Origin of the sequence: Inquilinus sp. NPDC058860 (assembly GCF_042743185.1) — a bacterium.
Lineage (GTDB): Bacteria > Pseudomonadota > Alphaproteobacteria > DSM-16000 > Inquilinaceae > Inquilinus.
This window is the reverse complement of record NZ_JBHYMS010000095.1, coordinates 1-17,490: the sequence shown is the minus strand read 5'-3', so window position 1 is coordinate 17,490 and position 17,490 is coordinate 1. Positions and strand designations below refer to the sequence as shown.

Annotated in this window: 17 protein-coding genes; 12 read left to right on the top strand and 5 right to left on the bottom strand. The window is 69.1% G+C overall.

Features of this window, described 5'->3' with window-relative positions; translation table 11 throughout:
• The first annotated feature begins 150 nt into the window (after positions 1 to 150).
• Positions 151 to 1,239, top strand: a complete 1,089-nt coding sequence (locus ACFW16_RS34735) for a Gfo/Idh/MocA family protein (RefSeq protein ID WP_380313681.1) — start codon at positions 151 to 153, stop codon at positions 1,237 to 1,239.
• Between the two features lie 10 nt (positions 1,240 to 1,249).
• On the top strand, positions 1,250 to 1,846 hold the full coding sequence (locus ACFW16_RS34730) for a gluconokinase (protein WP_380313680.1): 597 nt from the start codon (positions 1,250 to 1,252) through the stop codon (positions 1,844 to 1,846).
• Positions 1,847 to 1,927: 81 nt separating this feature from the next.
• Here ACFW16_RS34730 and ACFW16_RS34725 read toward each other — a convergent pair whose 3' ends face one another.
• Complete coding sequence (locus ACFW16_RS34725; RefSeq protein WP_380313679.1) at positions 1,928 to 2,857, bottom strand: LysR family transcriptional regulator; 930 nt, start codon at positions 2,855 to 2,857, stop codon at positions 1,928 to 1,930.
• A gap of 91 nt (positions 2,858 to 2,948) precedes the next feature.
• On the opposite strand from ACFW16_RS34725, the gene ACFW16_RS34720 reads away from it, so the two are divergent.
• From ACFW16_RS34720 to ACFW16_RS34690, 7 genes are all read left to right on the top strand, one after another.
• Positions 2,949 to 3,959, top strand: a complete 1,011-nt coding sequence (locus tag ACFW16_RS34720; RefSeq protein WP_380313678.1) for an NAD(P)-dependent alcohol dehydrogenase — start codon at positions 2,949 to 2,951, stop codon at positions 3,957 to 3,959.
• A 113-nt stretch (positions 3,960 to 4,072) separates the two neighbouring features.
• Entirely contained in the window at positions 4,073 to 4,963 is an 891-nt protein-coding gene (locus ACFW16_RS34715) for a hypothetical protein (protein ID WP_380313677.1), read from the top strand.
• Between the two features lie 103 nt (positions 4,964 to 5,066).
• Positions 5,067 to 5,954, top strand: coding sequence for an N-acetylmuramic acid 6-phosphate etherase (locus ACFW16_RS34710; protein WP_380313676.1), 888 nt, complete (start codon positions 5,067 to 5,069; stop codon positions 5,952 to 5,954).
• 66 nt (positions 5,955 to 6,020) lie between these two features.
• Positions 6,021 to 7,301, top strand: coding sequence for an ABC transporter substrate-binding protein (locus ACFW16_RS34705; RefSeq protein WP_380313675.1), 1,281 nt, complete (start codon positions 6,021 to 6,023; stop codon positions 7,299 to 7,301).
• Positions 7,302 to 7,380: 79 nt separating this feature from the next.
• Entirely contained in the window at positions 7,381 to 8,343 is a 963-nt protein-coding gene (locus ACFW16_RS34700; protein ID WP_380313674.1) for a carbohydrate ABC transporter permease, read from the top strand.
• Between the two features lie 2 nt (positions 8,344 to 8,345).
• Positions 8,346 to 9,188, top strand: coding sequence for a carbohydrate ABC transporter permease (locus tag ACFW16_RS34695; protein ID WP_380313673.1), 843 nt, complete (start codon positions 8,346 to 8,348; stop codon positions 9,186 to 9,188).
• A gap of 30 nt (positions 9,189 to 9,218) precedes the next feature.
• Entirely contained in the window at positions 9,219 to 9,683 is a 465-nt protein-coding gene (locus ACFW16_RS34690) for a hypothetical protein (protein WP_380313672.1), read from the top strand.
• A gap of 34 nt (positions 9,684 to 9,717) precedes the next feature.
• On the opposite strand, the gene ACFW16_RS34685 is transcribed toward ACFW16_RS34690, so the two are convergent.
• Positions 9,718 to 9,984, bottom strand: a complete 267-nt coding sequence (locus ACFW16_RS34685) for a type II toxin-antitoxin system RelE/ParE family toxin (RefSeq protein WP_380313682.1) — start codon at positions 9,982 to 9,984, stop codon at positions 9,718 to 9,720.
• Between the two features lie 344 nt (positions 9,985 to 10,328).
• On the opposite strand from ACFW16_RS34685, the gene ACFW16_RS34680 reads away from it, so the two are divergent.
• Together ACFW16_RS34680 and msrP are read left to right on the top strand one after the other, a co-directional pair.
• Entirely contained in the window at positions 10,329 to 11,531 is a 1,203-nt protein-coding gene (locus ACFW16_RS34680) for a pyridoxal phosphate-dependent aminotransferase (protein WP_380313671.1), read from the top strand.
• 136 nt (positions 11,532 to 11,667) lie between these two features.
• Positions 11,668 to 12,639, top strand: a complete 972-nt coding sequence (gene msrP / locus ACFW16_RS34675) for a protein-methionine-sulfoxide reductase catalytic subunit MsrP (protein WP_380313670.1) — start codon at positions 11,668 to 11,670, stop codon at positions 12,637 to 12,639.
• A gap of 799 nt (positions 12,640 to 13,438) precedes the next feature.
• Here msrP and ACFW16_RS34670 read toward each other — a convergent pair.
• The 3 genes from ACFW16_RS34670 to ACFW16_RS34660 all read right to left on the bottom strand — a co-directional run bounded on the left by ACFW16_RS34670 (position 13,439) and on the right by ACFW16_RS34660 (position 16,653).
• Positions 13,439 to 14,329 carry a LysR family transcriptional regulator gene (locus tag ACFW16_RS34670; protein WP_380313669.1) on the bottom strand — a complete coding sequence of 297 codons (891 nt, stop codon included), beginning with the start codon at positions 14,327 to 14,329 and terminating at the stop codon, positions 13,439 to 13,441.
• A gap of 242 nt (positions 14,330 to 14,571) precedes the next feature.
• Positions 14,572 to 15,588, bottom strand: a complete 1,017-nt coding sequence (trxB, locus tag ACFW16_RS34665; RefSeq protein ID WP_380313668.1) for a thioredoxin-disulfide reductase — start codon at positions 15,586 to 15,588, stop codon at positions 14,572 to 14,574.
• A gap of 96 nt (positions 15,589 to 15,684) precedes the next feature.
• Positions 15,685 to 16,653, bottom strand: coding sequence for a mitochondrial fission ELM1 family protein (locus ACFW16_RS34660; RefSeq protein WP_380313667.1), 969 nt, complete (start codon positions 16,651 to 16,653; stop codon positions 15,685 to 15,687).
• A gap of 101 nt (positions 16,654 to 16,754) precedes the next feature.
• On the opposite strand from ACFW16_RS34660, the gene ACFW16_RS34655 reads away from it, so the two are divergent.
• The gene (locus ACFW16_RS34655; protein ID WP_342240940.1) at positions 16,755 to 17,255 is read left to right on the top strand and encodes an Lrp/AsnC family transcriptional regulator; all 501 of its coding nucleotides are present in this window, start codon (positions 16,755 to 16,757) and stop codon (positions 17,253 to 17,255) included.
• Positions 17,256 to 17,490 lie beyond the last annotated feature (235 nt).

Genomic DNA, 17,490 nt, shown 5'->3' with positions numbered 1-17,490 from the left:
GACGGCTTCCCCCTCCTTGTCATTGCCGGGCTTGACCCGGCAATCCAGAGGGTGTCGACAATCCCTGGATGCCCGGGTCGAGCCCGGGCATGACAATGTGGGGAGGAGCCTTCCCCTCCATGCCAAGACCATGACCCAGGGAGTCCCGCCATGACCGAACCCGTGCGCGTCCTCGTCGTCGGCGTCGGCCATATGGGCCTGTCGCACGCCCTGGCCTATCACAGGCTGGACGGGTTCGAGATCGTCGGCCTCGTCGCCCGCTCGATCGCCCAGGCCGACCTGCCGGCGGAGCTGGTCGACTATCCGCGCTTCGCCGATTACGGCGCGGCCCTGGCCGAGACCCGGCCGGACGCCGTCTCGATCAACACCTGGTCCGACACCCATGCCGGCTTCGCCCTGCAGGCGATGGATGCCGGCGCCCATGTGTTCATGGAGAAGCCGATCGCGACCACGGTGGAGGATGCCGAGCGCGTCGTCGCCCGGGCGAAGGAGACGGGCCGCAAGCTGGTGGTCGGCTACATCCTGCGCGTCCACCCCTCCTGGGTGAGGTTCATCGAGGTGGCGAAGACGCTGGGCAAGCCGCTGGTGATGCGGATGAACCTGAACCAGCAGAGCTCCGGCCCGTCCTGGACCTGGCACAAGAACCTGCTGCAGTCGCTGTCGCCGGTGGTCGATTGCGGCGTCCACTATGTCGACGTGATGTGCCAGATGACCGGCGCCAAGCCGGTGCGGGTGCACGGCATCGGCGCCAAGCTGTCCAGCGAGGTCGCGATCCACAATTACGGCCATCTGCATGTCGTGTTCGACGACGGTTCGGTCGGCTGGTACGAGGCCGGCTGGGGCCCGATGATGAGCGAGGTGGCCTATTTCGTGAAGGACGTGGTCGGGCCGAAGGGCTGCGTCTCGATCGTGGTGCCGCAGGACGGGCAGGGCGAGGCGAAGACCGACGCCATCTCCGAGTCCGCCGACATCGACCGGCACACCAAGACCAACGCGCTGAAGCTGCATTCCGCGGCGATCGACGGCAGCAACCACTTCGTCGACAAGGACCGCTGGATCACCATGGCCGACGAGCCCGGCCACCAGGAGCTGTGCGACCGCGAGCAGGAGTTCTTCCTGCGCGCGATCCGCGAGGACCTGGACCTGACCGATTCCATGCAGGCGGCGATCGACAGCCTGCGCATCGTGCTGGCGGCGGATGAGAGCTTCCGCACCGGCGAGGTTGTGAAGCTCAGCTGAGGACATGCCCATGGCGGCCGCGGACGCGACCCAACCTTCGGATTCCGGCCGCGGCGGCGCACCCGGCGTGGTCATCGTCATGGGCGTCTCCGGCTCGGGCAAGACCACGATCGGCAGGCAGCTGGCCCGCCGCATGGCCGGGGTCTTCGCCGACGCCGACAGCTTCCACCCGCCGGCGAACATCGAGAAGATGAAGGCCGGGCACCCGCTGACCGACGACGACCGCTGGCCCTGGCTCGACGCCATGGCGGCGCAGATCGGGCAATGGCTGGCGGACGGCCAGCCGGCGGTGCTGGCGTGCTCGGCCCTCAAGCGGGTGTACCGCGACCGGCTGGTGGGTCATCAGCCGGAGGGGGGCCGGCCGGGCGTCGCCTTCCTCTATCTGTCGGGGTCGGAGGCGGTGATCGCCGCCCGCCTGGCCAACCGCAAGGGCCATTTCATGCCGCCCGCGCTGCTGCGCAGCCAGTTCGAGACGCTGGAGCCGCCGGGCGACGGCGAGCGGGTGGTGACGGTCGACATCCGCCACCCGCCGCGCCGCATCGTCGACATCGCCGCCCGGCGTTTGGGGCTGGGGGCGCAGGCTTCCCGCGCGACCGACGGGGCGTGACCGCTCCCACCGGATCCGGCGCCGCTTTGCACATCATTCGACCGGCTGTTTTCTAGTCCCCTCCCGCGAGGGGAGGGGGACTCATTTACTTACGGCCAGCGCCTGCGCCATCGGCACCACCGACGGCGCCAGCCGTTGCCGCAGCTCCTCCTCGAGATGGTCGACGGCACGGTCCAGCCGGCCGAGATGCGGCGCCCGCACCACGCTGATGGCGAAATCGAAACGGAAGCCGGGCAGGTCGATGCGGCGCAGCTCGTCCCGCGCGGTGAAGGGGGCGCTGCGCCGCGCCGGCAGCACGCCGAGGCCGAAGCCGGAGCGGATCAGCGACTGCTGGATCGCCAGGTCGTGCACCTCGGCGGAGATCCTGAGCTCCAGCCCCTCCCGCGCGAACAGCGCCTCCAGCGCCGGCCGGACGTCGCAGGACTCGCGCGGGCTGACCACCCAGTCGCAGGCGGCGAGGTCGGCCAGGGACGGCCGGCGCGGCAGGGCCAGGCCGCGGGCGCCGACCACCACCAGCTTCTCCTGCCCCACCACCCGACCGGGATAGGGCGCGGCACTTTCCTGCAGCAATACCACCGCCGCGTCCAGCCGGCCGCGGTCGAGATCGGCCAGCAGGGTGTGGGCCAGCCCGCCGGTCAGGCGCAGCGACAGCCGCGGCCAGCGCTGGCGCAGGTCGCGCAGCAGCGCCGTGAAATCCGCCTCGGCGAAGGCGTGCAGCACGCCGATGCCCAGGCGCAGCGATCCCTCCGGCTCGGCCGTTTCGCCGGCACCATCCTTCAGGTCCTGCACCGCCGCCAGGATGGCGCGGCAGCGCTCCAGCGCCGCGAGGCCGGCCGGGGTCAGGCGCGGCGGCTTCACCCGCCGGTCCAGCAGGGTGGCGCCGAGATGCTGCTCCAGCCGCTGGATCTGCCGCGTCACCGCCGGCTGAGTCAGCGGCAGCCGCTCCGCCACCCGCTGGATCGAGCCGGTCTCGGCCAGCAGCACGAAGGCGCGCATCTCGTCCAACATCATGCCGATCCGTCATGAAGTTTCTGAAAACAATGAATTTGAAGATTAACCGAGGCCGGGCGATGTCTCCAGCGCAACATCCTGGAGCGAAGCGATGAGGGCGTTCGTGATCGAAGAGGGCGAGGGCATCGACCGGCTGCGACCGGCGGAGCGGCCGGTGCCGGAGCCGCGGCGGGGCGAGGTGGTGCTGCGGATGCGCGCCGCCTCGCTGAACTACCGCGACCTGGAGATCGTCCGCGGCAACTATCACGCCGGCTTCGAGCTGCCGATGGTGCCGCTGTCCGACGGCGTCGGCGAGGTCGCGGCGGTGGGCGAGGGCGTGACCCGCGTCAAGGTCGGAGACCGGGTGGCCTCGACCTTCTGGCAGGGCTGGGTGGCCGGCGATTTCGAGGGCATCGAGCGGGCGGTGCCGCTGGGCGGACCCGGTCCCGGCATGCTGGCGGAGTACGTCCGGCTCGACGCCGAGGGCGTGGTCGCGGTGCCGGAGCACCTGACCGACGCGGAGGCGGCGACGCTGCCCTGCGCCGCCCTGACCGCGTGGACCTCGCTGGTCGCGGAAGGCGGGCTGAAGCCCGGCGACACGGTGCTGGTCCAGGGCACCGGCGGCGTCGCCGTCTTCGCCCTGCAATTCGCTGTCGCCGTCGGCGCCCGGGCGATCGTCACCTCCTCCAGCGACGAGAAGCTGGAGCGGGCGCGGGCGCTCGGCGCCGCCGGCACGGTGAACTACCGGACGACGACGGACTGGGACGTGGCGGTGCGCGGCCTGACCGGCGGCCGCGGCGTCGACCACGTCATCGAGGTCGGCGGCCCCGGCACCTTCGCCCGCTCGCTCGCCGCGATCCGCACCGGCGGCCAGATCAACGTGATCGGCTATCTCGGCGGCATGTCGGCCGAGATCAACCCGGTCGCGATCATGTTCCGCCGCGCCCGCATCCGCGGCATCCCGGTCGGCTCGCGCGACAGCTTCGAGGCGATGAACCGCGCCATCGCCGCCACCGGGCTGCGGCCGGTGATCGACCGCAGCTTCCCCTGGACCGAGGCGCGCGAGGCCCTGCGACATCTGGCATCAGGCCGGCATTTCGGCAAGGTGGTGCTGGCCTTCTGAGCCGCCGGCCGCACCCGGGCGGGAATTGCCACAATTCAAGGGGTTGGCAGGCGCGGCCGGATCACTACTCTTGGGGGGAAGCCACCATCACCCCAGGGAGAGACAGCCCGCCGATGACGCGGACCTGCCGCCCCTTTTTTCTGCGCTTCGCAGCCGCTCTCGCGCTGATCCCGGCGGCGATGCCGGCCGCCCGTGCCGGGCCGGACGAGGATTACGGCGCAGCCGCGGCGGTGCAATCGCCGATGCCGGGCTTCATCTCCGGCACCGGCGTGACCTTCGACATTCCCGCCGATGCCATCCCGGTTCCGCGCGGGGACCGGCCGGGCACGGGGCACGGCTCGTCGCGGGCGTCGAGCGCCTATGTCGGCCTCGATCCCGGCTTCTCCGCGGTCACCGGCCAGCGTGACGTGACCGGCGCCGGCTCGGTCGGCGCGACGCTGCAGTCCCAGGCCTCCGGCTTCATCGCCAAGACCGGCGTCACCTTCGACATTCCGGCCGATCCCTATCCCGGCTTCGCCCAGGGCTGGGACCGGCTGGAGATGGCGCGGCGCACCGCCACCGGCAAGGCGCAGGCGAGCCTCGGCCTGGCCGATCTGCCCTGGTTCGTGCCGTTCTGGCAGTCGGCCCGGGTCGAGGCCAGCTTCGACCCGCAAGCCGGCGAAGGCACCGGGCAATTGGCGGCGGTGCTGTCGCGGGCCTGGTCGTTCCTCGGCCTGTCGGGCTCGTCGGAGGACCGCTATGCGGTGACCCGCGGCGGGCTGCTGGGCCCCGAGGCGCCGGTGACCAGCTGGGAGATCGACCGCAACGCCAGGCTGAAGCTGCCCTGGCACACCACCGCCCTGCTGGTCGGCAGCCAGGTCACCAGCACCGACCGGCACCTGACCGGCAGCGTCGGCGCCGAGCAGACGCTGCTCGGCCCGCTCAAGGCCAGCGCCTCGCTGGTCGACCTCGGCACCGACCAGCCGGGCGTCAAGTTCACCGCCGGTTTCTCCTTCAGCTGGTAGGCTGCGGCGGCCGTCAGCGCCGGCTTCCACGATCATCTTGCGCTGCGCGGGCAACTCTGAGAGAGTGGTCTAGACCACTCATCCAGGCCGGCGATCGAGACGCATGGGAACCGAGACCGCATCACGCCGCTTCAGGGGCATCGACGCCTGGGAGGATGCGGAGATCCTCGACGCGCTGCTCGAATCCCAGCTCGCCGCCGTGGCCTCGGTGCGGCCGGCCCTGCCGGCCCTGGCCGCCGCCGCCGCCGATGCGGCGCCCCGGCTGCGCCGCGGCGGCCGCCTGGTCTATGCCGGCGCCGGCACCTCCGGCCGGGTCGCGGCCCAGGACGGGTCGGAGCTGTTCCCGACCTTCGGCCACCCGCAGGACAAGCTGGCCTATCTGATCGCCGGCGGCGCCACGGCGCTGAGTCGGCCGGTGGAGAATGCCGAGGACGACGCCGGCGCCGGCCAGTCGGAGGCCGCGGCACTGCGCCTCGGCCCCGACGACGTGGTGATCGGCATCGCCGCCAGCGGCGGCACCCCCTACACCCGCGCCGTGCTGCAGGAGGCCGCCCGCGCCGGCGCCCTGACCATCGCCGTCGCCTCCAACCCCGGCGCGCCGATCTTCGGCGACGCCGCCCATGCCGTGCTGCTGGCAACGGGGGAGGAGCCGATCGCCGGCTCCACCCGGCTCAAGGCCGGCACGGCGCAGAAGGTGGCGCTCAACCTGTTCTCGACCCTGGTGATGACCCGGCTCGGCCATGTCTATGACGGGCTGATGGTCGACATGCAGCCGACCAACGCCAAGCTGAACGACCGCTCGGTGCGCATGCTGCGCGCCATCGTGCCGGTCGACGAGGCGGCGGCGCGGGCGGCGCTGCAGGCGGCGGGGCAGAACGTCAAGCTGGCCGCCCTGGTGGCGCTGGGCGACAGCGCCGAGGATGGTCGCCGGCGCCTGGACGCCGCCGGCGGCGATCTCCGCCGCGCCCTGGCGGCGAAACAAGGGTCCTAGAGAGACAGCGGGCGGGCTGCCGCCCGCGGGCAACGGCGAAACGCCGAACAGAGGAGGCCATTGCACATGTCCCATTCGTTCCTGCGCGGCGCGTTCCTGGCCGGGGCGGCGCTCGTCGCCCTCGCCGGCCAGGCCCAGTTCAATCAGGCGGGGGCCGCGGATGCGACCCTGACCATCGAGAGCTGGCGCAACGACGATCTGAAGATCTGGCAGGACACCATCATCCCGGCCTTCGAGAAGGGCCATCCCGGGATCAAGGTGGTGTTCGCGCCGACCGCGCCGACCGAGTACAACGGCGCGCTGAACGCCAAGCTCGAGGGCGGCACCGCCGGCGACCTGATCAGCTGCCGGCCGTTCGACGCCTCGCTGGCGCTGTTCCAGAAGGGCTATCTTTCCCCGGTCACCGACCTGAAGGGCATGGACACCTTCTCCGACGTGGCCAAGAGCGCCTGGATCACCGATGACGGCAAGACGCTGTTCTGCGTGCCGATGGCCTCGGTGATCCACGGCTTCCTCTACAACAAATCGGTGTTCGAGGCGGAGGGCCTGACCCCGCCGAAGACCGAGGCCGAGTTCTTCGCCCTGCTCGACAAGATCAAGGCCAAGGGCGAAGTCGCGCCGCTCGACATCGGCACCAAGGACCAGTGGGAGGCCGCGACCATGGGCTTCCAGAACATCGGTCCGAACCTGTGGAAGGGCGAGGAAGGCCGCAAGGCGCTGATTGCGGGCAAGGAGAAGTTCACCGACAAGCCCTATGTCGAGGCCTTCGAGGAGCTGGCGAAGTGGAAGCCGTACCTGCCGGACGGCTATGAGGCCCAGGCCTATCCGGACAGCCAGAACCTGTTCACCCTCGGCCGCGCCGCGATCTACCCGGCCGGATCCTGGGACATCGCCGCCTTCAACGCCCAGGCCGATTTCAAGATGGGCGCCTTCCCGCCGCCGGTCGAGAAGGTCGGCGACAAGTGCTATATCAGCGACCACACCGACATCGCCCTCGGCATGAACGCCAAGACCAAGAACCCGGAGGCCGCCAAGGCCTTCCTGGAATGGCTGGCGACGCCGGAATTCGCCGACATCTACTCGAACGCGCTGCCGGGCTTCTACTCGCTGTCGAACCACCCGGTCACGGTCAAGGACCCGGTGGCGGCGGAGTTCCTGGGTTGGCGCAAGACCTGCGAATCGTCGATCCGCAACTCGTACCAGATCCTGTCGCGCGGCACGCCGAACCTGGAGAACGAGCTGTGGAACGTCTCGGCCCAGGTGCTGAACGGCACCATGACGGCGCAGCAGGCGGCGGAGAGCATCCAGAAGGGGCTCGACTCCTGGTACAAGCCGGCCGCCAAGTGATCTGACTCCCCGGCGCGGGACGCGCGGCCCGGCCATCCCGGACCGCGCGGTCCCGCGCCCGTATTGATAGGCTGTTCCCATGGCCAGCACCCAGACCGCCGAGCTTCCTCGCGCCCAGATCGCGGGCCGCCGCGGCCGCTTTCCCTGGCACGTCGTCGTCTTCCTGGCGCCGGCGACGCTGATCTACACCGTGTTCATGGTCTACCCACTGCTCGACAGCCTGAGGCTCAGCCTGTTCACGCGGGATGAGGCGGGGGTGGAGAGCTTCGCCGGGCTGGCCAACTACGCGGCGCTGTTCTTCGACCCGCAATGGGCCGACCGGTTCTGGAACGCGCTGGGCAACAACGTCCTGTTCTTCGCCGTGCACATGCTGGTGCAGAACCCGATCGCGATCGGCCTGGCGGCACTGCTGGCCCTGCCCAATCTGCGCTTCACCAACACGTACCGCACCCTGATGTTCACCCCGACGCTGCTGTCGGTGGTGATCATCGGCTTCATCTGGAAGCTGATCCTGTCGCCGACCTGGGGCGTCGCCAAGTCGATGCTGGGCACGGTCGGCCTCGGCTCGCTGTTCGCCCCCTGGCTCGGGCAGGAGCAGAGCGCGCTGATCACCCTGGCCCTGGTGTCGGTCTGGCAGTGGGTGGGCATGCCGCTGCTCCTGACCTACGCCGCGCTGCTGAACATCCCGGACAGCCTGACCGAGGCGGCGCGGGTCGACGGCGCCAGCCAGATGACGATCTTCTGGCGGATCAAGCTGCCGCTGATCTGGCCGACCATCGGCATGGTCTCGATCCTGACCTTCGTCGGCAACTTCAACGCCTTCGACCTGATCTACGTCTCCCAGGGGGCGCTGGCCGGGCCGAACTTCGCGACCGACATCCTCGGCACCTTCTTCTACCGCACCTTCTTCGGCTTCCAGCTGCAGCTGGGCGACCCGACCATGGGGGCCGCGGTGGCGACGATCATGTTCCTGATCATCCTGGCCGGCGTCATGACCTATTTCTACCTGGTCCAGCGCCGGCTGCAGCGCTACGAGCTCTGACCATGGCCGCCAACCGTTCTCCTAGGGTCTCGACCGCGGCCGTCCATGCGGTGCTGCTGGTCTACACCGCGATCGCGCTGTTCCCGATCGTCCTGGTGCTGTTCAACGCCTTCAAGTCGCGCAAGGCGATCTTCAGCGCGCCGCTGATGCCGCCGACATCGGACACCTTCAGCCTGATCGGCTTCGACACGGTGCTGACCCGGTCCGACTTCGGCCTGTATTTCGGCAACAGCCTGACGGTGACGCTGGCGACGCTGTTCCTGGTTGTCTTCCTCGGCGCCATGGCCGCCTGGGCGCTGTCGGAATACAGCTTCAAGGGCAACGCCGTGCTGGCGCTGTACCTCGCCGTCGGCATCATGATCCCGATCCGGCTCGGCACCGTCTCGATCCTGCGCCTGATCGTGTCGCTCGACCTGATCAACACCCTGGCGGCGCTGATCCTGGTCTACACCGCGATGGGGCTGCCGCTGTCGATCTTCATCCTGTCGGAGTTCATGCGCCAGATCCCGAAGGAGCTGAAGGATTCCGCGCGCTGCGACGGGGTCGGCGAATACCGCATCTTCTACCGCATCATCCTGCCGCTGGTGCGGCCGGCGCTGGCGACGGTGGCGGTCTTCACCATGGTGCCGATCTGGAACGACCTGTGGTTCCCGCTGATCCTGGCGCCGGGCGACGGCACCCGCACCATCACCCTCGGCGTGCAGCAATTCGTCGGCCAGTACGTCACCGACTGGAACGCGGTGCTGGCCTCGCTGACGCTGGCCATCATCCCGGTGCTGGTGCTCTACGCCTTCTTCTCCCGCCAGCTCATCGCGGGTCTCACCCAGGGGGCGGTGAAGGGGTAGGATGCGGCGCCTCCGGTCGGGGACGCGCACATGGAATTCCGGTATGAGACCTGGCTCGACGCGGGATGGCTCGCATCCGATGCGCTGGGCCATCTGGCCGTCATGATCACCGCCGGTCCGGGGCCGATCCCCGCCTGGACCCTCGGTGAGGGATATGACGACCTCGACATCGAGCACAGGGTGCTGGAGCTGGCCCCAAATGGGGCCGCCCAATTCGTCCCTACCCAGCCGGGCGCCTCAAGCTATAGGGGTTTCAAGGAGTTGGCCGAGCGTGGGTTGTACGTCTATGACTGGCAGGATGCCCACAGGGTCGAGTATCGCGATGTCTATGAGGCGATGGCCGTGCCGTCGGTCCCGCGGACGCTGACGGACCTGTCCGAGGATCTGCGGCAGATCGCCGAGCGGGCGTTCTTCGACCTTGAGTTCCGGCACGCGCTTGATATCCCGATGGCGAAGCTGATCGATCGGGCGGTGCCTCCGGCCAACCAACGATAAGACTCCCTCCGCGCCCGACGCGGGGGCGGTGCCGCTATCGGCTCTGTGCTCCATGCCAGATGCGCAGGATCTCGACGACTGTCGTGATCTCGTACACGATCACGAAGGGCTGAACGGATACAAGTTCGCGTGTTCCGGGCAACCGGCCGGGACGACCACGGCGTGGCAGATGCTCAAGGCTGTCGCCCGCAGCGAGCAGCTGTACAGCGACGCGGCTCGCGGCCCACGGGTTGAATTCAGCGATATAGGATCGGACGCGGAAGAGATCTCTTTCGGCTTCCAGCGACCACCTTACTTCCATTCGGACGGCGGGGGCAGCTCGTTCTCGGTGCCCCATGACAGCAACCATCGGCGCATGTCTTCATGCCGGATATACTGTCCCTTGTCCAAAGATGCCCGAGCCTCCGCGACTGCGGCGCGCAGGGCGGCCGTCTCGGGATCGTCTTCAGGCGGCGGCTGAGGTGCGGGCTTGGCCATGTCCTTAATATAGGACAGGCCGGCGATGGCAGCCAGTGGCTTCCCTTGAAGGCCGCCCTCCGCGCCCGGCGCGGGCGCGGTGCCGAATTTTCGCAGGGCTTCCGGCTTGTCGGCGGGCGGCGGGCGGCGCTACCGTCGCCCGCTTCCACTTTCCCGGGATCCGGACCCATGGCCTTCCTCGCCGCCTCGCTCGCCCGCGTCAAGCCGTCGCCGACCATCGCCGTCACCACCAAGGCGGCCGAGCTGAAGGCCGCCGGCCGCGACGTCATCGGCCTCGGCGCCGGCGAGCCGGATTTCGACACGCCCGACAACATCAAGCAGGCGGCGATCGCCGCGATCCAGGCGGGCAAGACCAAATACACCGCGGTCGACGGCACGCCGGAGCTGAAGAAGGCCATCGCCGCCAAGTTCCTGCGCGAGAACGGCCTCAAATACGAGACCAGCCAGGTCACCGTCGGCACCGGCGGCAAGCAGGTGCTGTACAACGCGCTCCTGGCCACGCTGGACCCGGGCGACGAGGTGATCATCCCCGCCCCCTACTGGGTCAGCTATCCCGACATGGTGCTGCTGTGCGGCGGCACGCCGGTGCCGGTGGTCTGCCCGGCGGAGCAGGGCTTCAAGCTGCAGCCGGCCGACCTCGAGGCCGCGATCACGCCGAAGACCAAGTGGCTGATCCTGAACTCGCCCTCGAACCCGACCGGCGCCGCCTACAGCTTCGCGGAGATGAAGGCGCTGACCGACGTGCTGCTGCGCCATCCGCAGGTCCATGTCCTGACCGACGACATGTATGAGCACCTGGTCTATGACGACTTCAAATTCGTCACCCCGGCCCAGGTCGAGCCGAAGCTGTACGACCGCACCCTGACGCTGAACGGCGTGTCCAAGGCCTATTGCATGACCGGCTGGCGCATCGGCTACGCCGCCGGCCGGCCGGACCTGATCAAGGCCATCGCCAAGGTGCAGAGCCAGTCGACCTCCAACCCGTCCTCGATCAGCCAGGCCGCGGCGGTCGAGGCGCTGAACGGGCCGCAAGACTTCATCCCGCGCAACAACGTGGTGTTCCAGCAGCGCCGCGACCTGATCGTGTCGATGCTGAACCAGTCGGCCGGGCTGACCTGCCCGCGGCCGGAGGGCGCCTTCTACGTCTTCCCGTCCTGCGCCGGCACCCTCGGCAAGAAGACCCCGGACGGCAAGGTGATCGAGACCGACGAGGATTTCGTCACCTATCTGCTGGAAGCCGAGGGCGTGGCGGTGGTGCAGGGCTCGGCCTTCGGCCTGGCGCCGTTCTTCCGCATCTCCTACGCCACCGCGACCGAGGCGCTGCAGGACGCCGGCGAGCGCATCCAGCGCGCCTGCGCCGCGCTGCGCTGAGACAGGGCGGCGCCGGGTTGAGTCCCGGCGCCGCTGGCCCCTGCCGCGGTGTCGCGGTAACGTCGGCCTGTCCCGCCGCGAACTACAGGTGAGACCGCCTCGCGGTCGGATGGTTCGGGTCAAGGAGGACAGGCCGATGCTGATCAAGCGCAATGCGGGGTGGCGGATCCCCGAAAGCCGGGCGACGCCGGAATCGGTGTATCTGAACCGGCGGCGGCTGCTGCAGGCGATGGGCCTCGGCGCCGGCCTGCTGGCCACCGCCGGCGCGGCGCTCGAGCTGCGCCCGGCCCGCGCCGCCGATCCGGACCCGACCGCCGGCCTCTACCCGGCCAAGCGCAACGACCGCTATGCGCTCGACCGGCCGCTGACGCCCGAGCAGGACGTCACCACCTACAACAACTTCTACGAATACGGCTCCGACAAGGACATCTGGGAGGCGGCGCAGGCGCTGAAGATCCGCCCCTGGACCGTCAAGTTCGAGGGCATGGTCGAAGAGGAGCGGGAGGTCGACATCGACACCCTGATCCGCGCCATGCCGCTGGAGGAGCGGCTGTACCGCCACCGCTGCGTCGAGGCCTGGTCGATGGCGGTGCCCTGGACCGGCTTCCCCCTGAAGGCGCTGGTCGATTATGCCAAGCCGCTGGCCTCGGCGAAATATGTACGCATGCAAACATTCCAGGACGATGACGCGCCGGGCTTCGGCCAGGTCTTCTACCCCTGGCCCTATGTCGAGGGCCTGACCATGGCCGAGGCGACCAACGACCTCGCCTTCATGGTCACCGGCCTCTATGGCAAGCCGGTGCCGCGCCAGAACGGCGCGCCGCTGCGGCTGGTGACGCCGTGGAAATACGGCTTCAAGTCGATCAAGAGCATCGTCCGCATCGGCTTCACCGACGAACGCCCGGTCAGCTTCTGGGAACAGCTGCAGAGCAGCGAGTACGGCTTCTGGGCCAATGTGAACCCGGAGGTGCCGCATCCGCGCTGGAGCCAGGCGATGGAGCGGGTGCTGGGCACCGGCGAGCGGGTGCCGACGCAGCTGTTCAACGGCTACGGCGAATACGTCGCCGGCCTCTACAAGGGGCTGGAGAACGAGCGCCTGTACACCTGACCGGCGCCGACGCTTTCGGCAGGGGGACGCCACCCCCTTTATGCGATGGGATCATGGCACCGGCCGGAGCCGGACCATGATCCGCGGCCGGGTACCGGATTCTGCACAAAAAAAGGGCCGGAAACGCGTTCCGGCCCGAGTCAAACAGGGAGGCTTCACGTCTGGGAGACGCAAGGAGCCGGCAGTGCCGGACCCTTGTTCTGCTGCGCTGCAGCACGAACGCTCTTAAGATAGGCATTCTGTGAGCGATTGGTAACCAGTTTCTACCAATGCTTTTATGCGCGCATTGCATAGCTCGCTGTGAGGCATGCAAACCTCAGGGAATCCGCCACTTTTCCAGGTGCTTTTGCACAGATTTCAGACATTTGCCGTGTTTTTCTCAGGTTCAAGGCCTGGAAAAGCGGGCGAAAGGTCCTACTAGAGAGACGCGCGCTCCTGACCATGCCATTTTCCGGCACGTCCGCGAGGCCCGATCACGCGTTTCTAGGCTGATTGCAAGGCCCGACCGGGCCCTACGGATGTGAGCGAGTTGCCTCTCCCGCTTGCGGGAGAGGTCGGAGACGCGAAGCGGCTCCGGGTGAGGGCGCTCGGCCGCGACGCCTGGGTCAGCGTTTCAGGAAGGGGCGGGCCGTACGCCTGCGGGCCGGTCCGCGCTTGTTGGCGGGCCGGGAAGGCCCTCACCCGGTCTCGCTGCGCGAGCCCGACCTCTCCCGCAAGCGGGAGAGGCAACACGCAAATGGACTGCCACACCCAGCATGGCTCGCCATGACGAGCAGCGCTCTGACGACCGGACCCGGCCTCAGAACTTGCTCTCGGCCACCTTGCGGACGAGGAAGTCGCGGAACACCGAGATGCGCTTGGAGTGGCGCAGCTCCTCGGCATAGACGAAATAGGCCTCGGTGGTCGGGCCGGTCACCTCGGGCAGCACCCGCACCACGTTCAGGGTCGGGTCGACCATGAAGTCGGGCAGGGCGGCGAGGCCGAGGCCGCTGCGCACGGCGCGGTAGATGGCGTACTGGTTGTTGACCCGGAGCGCGATCCTGCGGCCGCCCGGCGGCGGGCTGCCGACATGGGCCAGCCAGTTGATGTCGGCGATCGGCCCGCGCGCATCGTCGCCGTAGATGATCATCGAGTGCTTGTTCAGGTCGTCCAGCGTCTGCGGGATGCCGTTGCGCTTCAGGTAGTCGACCGACCCGAAGATGTGGATCTTCACCGTCATCAGGTGGCGCTGGATCAGGTCGGGCTGGCGCGGCGGGGTCATGCGGATCGCCACATCGGCCTCGCGCATGCCCAGGTCCAGCTCCTCGTCGTCGATCAGGACGGTCAGGTCGATGTCCGGATAGGCGGTCAGGAACTCGCGCACCCGCGGCGTCAGCCAGGTCGAGCCGAAGGCGACGGTGGTGGTGATCTTCAGCGGGCCGCGGGCGTGGTCCTTGCTCTCGCTCAGCTGCGCCTCGGTCATCGACAGCTTGGCGAAGACCTCGCGCGCCGTGCGGAACAAGAGCTCGCCCTGCTCGGTCAGGATCAGGCCGCGGGCATGGCGGTGGAACAGCGGGACCTTGAGGCTCTCCTCAAGCGCGCTGATCTGGCGGCTGACCGCCGACTGGCTGAGGTTCAGCTTCTCGCCCGCATGGGTAAAGCTGCCCGCGTCAGCGACGGCGTGGAAAACGCGCAGCTTGTCCCAGTCCATTCTCCGGCACCCGTTCGTTTCTTGCGCGGGCGACAAGGGCGGGATGGTCGATATACCAGCGCTCGGCGTCGCGCCTGCGAATCACACTATATACACTATGAGGGGCACCCCCGACCCAACGCAAGCAAAGCTTGGTACGATCGGGAACAATGTTTCATCCGAATTCGCCCGATAGGGGGGATGCCCCCCCTATCGTCATCGTCCTTATTAAAACAGCGGCACGTCCTGCCCGGACGGGCGGCTCAGCCCGCGGCCGCGGCGGGCTCGGCGACCGGGCGGGTGTCGCGGTCGGCGATTCGCGCCAGGTGGCCGGTGCCGGCATGCTCGGACAGGAAGCGCTCGGCCTCCAGCGCCGCCATGCAGCCCATTCCGGCCGCGGTCACCGCCTGGCGGTAGACCCGGTCCTTGACGTCGCCGGCGGCGAACACGCCGGGCACGTCGGTCGCGGTCGAATCCGGCGCGGTCAGGATGTAGCCGTCGGCGTCCATGCGGACATGGCCCTTGAACACCGCGGTCGCCGGGTCGTGGCCGATGGCGACGAAGACGCCGTCGACCGGCAGCACGCGCTCGGCCCCGGTCTTGGTGTCGCGCAGCCGGGCGCCGGTCACCGCCTCGGGCGTGCCGCCGCCGACGATCTCCTCGACCGTGTGGTTCCACACCACCTCGATCTTCGGGTGGGCGAACAGCCGGTCCTGCAGGATGCGCTCGGCGCGCAGCTGGTCGCGGCGGTGCACCAGCGTCACCTTGGTGGCGTGGTTGGTCAGGTACAGCGCCTCCTCGACCGCGGAGTTGCCGCCGCCGATCACCGCCACCTCCTTGCCGCGGAAGAAGAAGCCGTCGCAGGTGGCGCAGGCGGAGACGCCGCGGCCCTGCAGCCGCTGCTCGCTCGGCAGGCCCATCCAGCGCGCCTGGGCGCCGGTGGCGATGATCACCGAATCGGCTTCGTAGACCGTGCCGGAATCGGCGGTGCAGACGAAGGGCCGGCGCGAGAAGTCGACCTCGGTGATCAGGTCGAACTCCAGCCGCGTGCCGCAGTGCCGGGCCTGGGCCTCCATCTGCTCCATCAGCCAGGGGCCCTGGATCACGTCGGCGAAGCCGGGGTAGTTCTCGACATCGGTGGTGATGGTCAGCTGCCCGCCGGGCTGCAGCCCCTGCACCAGGATCGGCTCCAGATTGGCGCGCGCGGCGTAGATCGCGGCGGTGTAGCCGGCCGGGCCGGAACCGATGATCAGGACCTTGGTGCGATGGGTGGCCGGCATGGGGCGACGATCCGCTCGAGGGGAAGTGTCATCGATAGATAGCCACCGGCGGCGGCCGGGGCAAGGCGACGCGGACCAGGGGTGCTCGCGCCGCGGTCAGGCTTGGTCGAACAGCGCCCGCACCCGCTCCGCCGCCCGGGCGGTGTCGTCGAGCGGCGCGTAGGACCACTGCTCCAGCCGGCCGGCGAAGGGACGGGTGATGCCCGCGGCCGCCAGCGCGTCCTGGAAGCGGCGGTGCTTCGGCGCCAGCTCCGCCCATTCGACGACATGCACCGGCTTGCCGGTGGTCGCCGCCTCCGAGGTCATGTTGATGCTGTCATTGGTGACGATCACGGCGTCGGCCAGGGCCAGGAAGCCGAAATAGGGGTTGGCGCCGGTGCCGTCCCAGATCCAGGCCGGCAGCCCGTCCAGCGCCCGGCGCAGTGCCGCCACCTCGCCCGCCGGCGTGCGCCGGCTGGTGGTGACCATCAGCCCGGCTCCGCCGCGCGCCAGATCGGCGAGCTGATCGGCGAGTCGCGCCACTGCCCCTTCCGGCACCGCCACCGACTTGCTGCTGCCGCCGATCAGCACCGCGGCGCGTGGTCGCGGCAGGCGGCCCAGCACCGGCTCCCACTCCGTGGCGGCCGCGGCGAGGCGGGCCGGGGTGACGAGGTTCAAGGCGCCGCTGGTGGCGCAGACGTTGGATCCTTTCAGGCCGTCGTGCCGGGGCGTCACGATCAGATCGAAACGCCGCGGGTTGACGCCGGGACGAAATATTTGCACAAGGCGCGTCCGATGACCGCTGGCCCGTTTCACCGCAAGGGCGGGATACACGCTCTGCCGGCCGGCTGCGATCAGCAGGTCGGGCCAGGGCGGCCCGTCCAGCCCGAAGCCGGCGGCGGGCCGAACGGGATCGAAAAGCCGATGCCAGCCATGGCGAACGCCGAGTCGGACCACCTCCGGGACGATGCCGAGCGCCTCCGCCAGGCCCAGGCACTGGTTCTCGTTCGCCGGGCGGCCATCCGACACCACCCACACCCGCAGGGAGCCGATCTCGCTCATCCCCGCGCGCGCCGTCGCGCTCATCCTGCCAAACCCTCCCCGCGAAACAGGATTGCGCTTGCGCCCGGCGAAAGTCCGGCAATATCCTTGCGCGTAATCACGGAAGCCCTTTCATGAGAGAACCCATGCGCCGTGTGAAGCTCGACCGCATCGACCGCCGTATCCTCCGCGACCTCCAGGACGACGGTCGGATGACGAATGTCGAGCTGGCACGCCGTGCCGGCATCTCCGCCCCGCCCTGCCTGCGCCGCGTCCGGGCGCTGGAGGAGGCACATTACATCCGCGGTTACCACGCCGACATCAACCCCGAGGCGCTGGGCTTCGGCGTCACCGTCTTCGCCCAGGTCGGGCTGACCAGCCAGGCCGAGGCCGATCTGCGCAAGTTCGAGGAGCTGGTCGGCAGCTGGCCGCTGGTCCGCGAATGCCACATGCTGGCCGGCGAGACCGACTTCCTGCTGAAGATCGTGGCCGAGGACTGGGACAGCTACCAGCGCTTCCTCACCACCCAGCTGACCTCCGCGCCGAACGTCAACCACGTCAAGTCGGCCCTGGCGATCCGCACCGCCAAGCTGCTGCCGGGCGTGCCGATCGACGTCGACGCCAAGGACCATCATCGCGAGGAGTGATCCGGTCGGGTCACTCCAAGCTCTTCCCGTTATCGCAGTTGCGTCTCTTCCTAAGTCCCCCCTCCCCTTGCGGGAGGGGGGCAGGGGGAGGGGTCTGCGCGCGTCCGCGCGCGAATGGGCATGGATCAACCGCGCAGCCCGAACCGGCTCGCCTTGATCCGCGGTCGGGCCGAGCTGCGGGAACCCCCTCCCCCTAGCCCCCTCCCGCGAGGGGAGGGGGGACTCAGTCATTTCC

Excerpts from the sequence above, each read along its gene's own strand:
- ACFW16_RS34730 (WP_380313680.1), top strand. The coding sequence starts at position 1,250 with ATGGCGGCCGCGGACGCGACCCAACCTTCGGATTCCGGCCGCGGCGGC.
- ACFW16_RS34725 (WP_380313679.1), bottom strand. The coding sequence starts at position 2,857 with ATGATGTTGGACGAGATGCGCGCCTTCGTGCTGCTGGCCGAGACCGGC.
- msrP (WP_380313670.1), top strand. The coding sequence starts at position 11,668 with ATGCTGATCAAGCGCAATGCGGGGTGGCGGATCCCCGAAAGCCGGGCG.
- ACFW16_RS34660 (WP_380313667.1), bottom strand. The coding sequence starts at position 16,653 with ATGAGCGCGACGGCGCGCGCGGGGATGAGCGAGATCGGCTCCCTGCGG.
- ACFW16_RS34735 (WP_380313681.1), top strand. The coding sequence starts at position 151 with ATGACCGAACCCGTGCGCGTCCTCGTCGTCGGCGTCGGCCATATGGGC.
- ACFW16_RS34695 (WP_380313673.1), top strand. The coding sequence starts at position 8,346 with ATGGCCGCCAACCGTTCTCCTAGGGTCTCGACCGCGGCCGTCCATGCG.
- ACFW16_RS34710 (WP_380313676.1), top strand. The coding sequence starts at position 5,067 with ATGGGAACCGAGACCGCATCACGCCGCTTCAGGGGCATCGACGCCTGG.
- ACFW16_RS34685 (WP_380313682.1), bottom strand. The coding sequence starts at position 9,984 with ATGGAAGTAAGGTGGTCGCTGGAAGCCGAAAGAGATCTCTTCCGCGTC.
- ACFW16_RS34700 (WP_380313674.1), top strand. The coding sequence starts at position 7,381 with ATGGCCAGCACCCAGACCGCCGAGCTTCCTCGCGCCCAGATCGCGGGC.
- ACFW16_RS34670 (WP_380313669.1), bottom strand. The coding sequence starts at position 14,329 with ATGGACTGGGACAAGCTGCGCGTTTTCCACGCCGTCGCTGACGCGGGC.
- ACFW16_RS34690 (WP_380313672.1), top strand. The coding sequence starts at position 9,219 with ATGGAATTCCGGTATGAGACCTGGCTCGACGCGGGATGGCTCGCATCC.
- ACFW16_RS34705 (WP_380313675.1), top strand. The coding sequence starts at position 6,021 with ATGTCCCATTCGTTCCTGCGCGGCGCGTTCCTGGCCGGGGCGGCGCTC.
- ACFW16_RS34720 (WP_380313678.1), top strand. The coding sequence starts at position 2,949 with ATGAGGGCGTTCGTGATCGAAGAGGGCGAGGGCATCGACCGGCTGCGA.
- ACFW16_RS34655 (WP_342240940.1), top strand. The coding sequence starts at position 16,755 with ATGCGCCGTGTGAAGCTCGACCGCATCGACCGCCGTATCCTCCGCGAC.
- ACFW16_RS34715 (WP_380313677.1), top strand. The coding sequence starts at position 4,073 with ATGACGCGGACCTGCCGCCCCTTTTTTCTGCGCTTCGCAGCCGCTCTC.
- trxB (WP_380313668.1), bottom strand. The coding sequence starts at position 15,588 with ATGCCGGCCACCCATCGCACCAAGGTCCTGATCATCGGTTCCGGCCCG.
- ACFW16_RS34680 (WP_380313671.1), top strand. The coding sequence starts at position 10,329 with ATGGCCTTCCTCGCCGCCTCGCTCGCCCGCGTCAAGCCGTCGCCGACC.